This window comes from Pararhodobacter aggregans (assembly GCF_003075525.1).
Lineage (GTDB): Bacteria > Pseudomonadota > Alphaproteobacteria > Rhodobacterales > Rhodobacteraceae > Pararhodobacter > Pararhodobacter aggregans.
On sequence record NZ_QDDR01000027.1, the window covers coordinates 2,501 to 5,710 of the forward strand.

Annotated in this window: 1 tRNA gene and 2 rRNA genes; all 3 read left to right on the forward strand. The window is 55.0% G+C overall.

Annotation, left to right across the window (positions count from 1 at the left end):
* Positions 1-6: 6 nt before the first annotated feature.
* The 3 genes from DDE23_RS24745 (at position 7) to DDE23_RS24755 (ending at position 3,209) form a co-directional block, all read left to right on the forward strand.
* Positions 7-2,859, forward strand: a 23S ribosomal RNA gene (locus DDE23_RS24745).
* 94 nt (positions 2,860-2,953) lie between these two features.
* Positions 2,954-3,068 (forward strand): 5S ribosomal RNA (rrf, locus tag DDE23_RS24750).
* Positions 3,069-3,132: 64 nt separating this feature from the next.
* Positions 3,133-3,209: transfer RNA gene (locus DDE23_RS24755), tRNA-Met, on the forward strand.
* The last annotated feature ends 1 nt before the right edge of the window (position 3,210 follow it).

Sequence of the window (3,210 nt, forward strand, 5' to 3'; positions counted from 1 at the left end):
GGATCAGATCAAGCGCGATAAGGGCGTTTGGTGGATGCCTTGGCAGCAAGAGGCGATGAAGGACGTGATACCCTGCGATAAGCTTTGGGGAGCCGGGAATAGGCTTTGATCCAAAGATCTCCGAATGGGGCAACCCACCTGATACTCGGTTATTGTTGCTCACTGACAGTCTTCGGACTGGCAGCGCAGTGATCAATAATCGGGTAAAACAGGTACTTTAACCCTGAATACATAGGGGTTTTAGAGCAAACCCGGGGAACTGAAACATCTAAGTACCCGGAGGAAAGGAAATCAATAGAGACTCCGTTAGTAGTGGCGAGCGAACGCGGACCAGCCGAGCGATGAGAGTGACTGGAACGGTCTGGAAAGGCCGGCGATACAGGGTGACAGCCCCGTACAGGAAGCTCAATTCGACGCATTAAGTAGGGCGGGACACGTGAAATCCTGTCTGAAGATCGGAGGACCACCTCCGAAGGCTAAGTACTCCTTGCTGACCGATAGCGAACCAGTACCGTGAGGGAAAGGTGAAAAGCACCCCGACGAGGGGAGTGAAACAGTACCTGAAACCGGACGCCTACAAGCAGTCGGAGGGACCTCGAGTCCTGACGGCGTACCTTTTGTATAATGGGTCAACGACTTGGTCTGTCTAGCGAGCTTAAGCCGGTAGGTGTAGGCGCAGCGAAAGCGAGTCTTAAAAGGGCGCTTAGTTAGACGGATCAGACCCGAAACCGAGTGATCTAGGCATGAGCAGGATGAAGGTGAGGTAACACTTACTGGAGGTCCGAACCCACACCTGTTGAAAAAGGTCGGGATGACTTGTGCCTAGGGGTGAAAGGCCAATCAAACTCGGAGATAGCTGGTTCTCCGCGAAATCTATTTAGGTAGAGCGTCAGACGAATGCCCCGGGGGGTAGAGCACTGCATGGGTGATGGGGTCCCACAGACTTACTGAGCCTAAGCAAACTCCGAATACCCGGGAGTACTATCTGGCAGACACACGGCGGGTGCTAACGTCCGTCGTGAAGAGGGAAACAACCCTGACCTGCAGCTAAGGCCCCTAATTCGTGGCTAAGTGGGAAAGCATGTGGGACGGCCAAAACAACCAGGAGGTTGGCTTAGAAGCAGCCATCCTTTAAAGATAGCGTAACAGCTCACTGGTCTAGATAAGCTGTCCTGCGGCGAAGATGTAACGGGGCTCAAGCCACGAGCCGAAGCTCAGGGTGCACGCAAGTGCGCGGTAGCGGAGCGTTCTGTTCAGATCTCCTTGCTTCTTTGGCATCCTCGGATGTCCCGGAAGCAGTGGAGACGGCTGTGAAGCCGGCCCGTGAGGGACCGGTGGAGCGTTCAGAAGCGAGAATGTTGACATGAGTAGCGACAAAGAGGGTGAGAGACCCTCTCGCCGAAAGTCCAAGGGTTCCTGCTTAAAGCTAATCTGAGCAGGGTAAGCCGGCCCCTAAGGCGAGGCCGAAAGGCGTAGTCGATGGGAACCAGGTTAATATTCCTGGGCCGTGAGGTGGTGACGGATCTCAGGTGTAGTTCAGTCTTATCGGATTGACTGGGCTGCTGAGAGGTTCCTGGAAATAGCCCCTCTATAAGACCGTACCCGAAACCGACACAGGTGGACTGGTAGAGAATACCAAGGCGCTTGAGAGAACCACGTTTAAGGAACTCGGCAAAATACCTCCGTAAGTTCGCGAGAAGGAGGCCCGGTTCGTACGCAAGTATGGGCCGGGGGCACAAACCAGGGGGTGGCGACTGTTTACTAAAAACACAGGGCTGTGCGAAGCCGTAAGGCGACGTATACAGTCTGACGCCTGCCCGGTGCTGGAAGGTTAAAAGGAGGGGTGCAAGCTCCGAATTGAAGCCCCAGTAAACGGCGGCCGTAACTATAACGGTCCTAAGGTAGCGAAATTCCTTGTCGGGTAAGTTCCGACCTGCACGAATGGCGTAACGACTTCCCCGCTGTCTCAAACGTGGACTCAGCGAAATTGAACTGTGTGTCAAGATGCACACTACCCGCGGTTAGACGGAAAGACCCCATGCACCTTTACTCCAGCTTTGCACTGGCATCAGGATTGTGATGTGCAGGATAGGTGGTAGGCATTGAAACAGGGACGCCAGTTCCTGCGGAGCCTCCCTTGAGATACCACCCTTCGCACTCTTGATGTCTAACCGCGGTCCGTCATCCGGATCCGGGACCATGCATGGTGGGGAGTTTGACTGGGGCGGTCGCCTCCCAAACAGTAACGGAGGCGCGCGAAGGTTGGCTCAGAGCGGTCGGAAATCGCTCGTTGAGTGCAATGGCAGAAGCCAGCCTGACTGCAAGACTGACACGTCGAGCAGAGTCGAAAGACGGCCATAGTGATCCGGTGGTCCCACGTGGGTGGGCCATCGCTCAACGGATAAAAGGTACGCTGGGGATAACAGGCTGATGATGCCCAAGAGTCCATATCGACGGCATCGTTTGGCACCTCGATGTCGGCTCATCTCATCCTGGGGCTGAAGTCGGTCCCAAGGGTATGGCTGTTCGCCATTTAAAGAGGTACGTGAGCTGGGTTTAGAACGTCGTGAGACAGTTCGGTCCCTATCTGCCGTGGGTGTAGGAGACTTGAGAAGAGTTGCCCCTAGTACGAGAGGACCGGGGTGAACGCTCCACTGGTGGACCTGTTGTGGCGCCAGCCGCAGTGCAGGGTAGCTATGAGCGGACAGGATAAACGCTGAAGGCATCTAAGCGTGAAGCCCCCTTCAAAACAAGGTCTCCCTTGAGGGCCGTGGTAGACCACCACGTCGATAGGCCGGAGATGTAAGTGCAGCAATGCATTCAGTTGACCGGTACTAATGGCCCGATTGGCTTGATCTGATCCAGTAACAGCAAGACTGTTCCTGAAAATCAAAAAGCACCGACAAACGACAGCTGGACGCAAGTCCAAGCCGATGTTCTGTTTCTCTTCCGGTCTGGTGGTCATAGCGACGGCTAAACTCCCGATCCCTTCTCGAACTCGGCCGATAAGGGTCGTCACGCCAATGGTACTGCATCTCAAGATGTGGGAGAGTAGGTCACCGCCAGACCTGACGAGAAACAGAAATCTCTCTCTACCTTCGATACTCAAAACCTCCGAACCGACAACCCTGGCGCGGGGTGGAGCAGCCCGGTAGCTCGTCAGGCTCATAACCTGAAGGTCGCAGGTTCAAATCCTGCCCCCGCAACCAA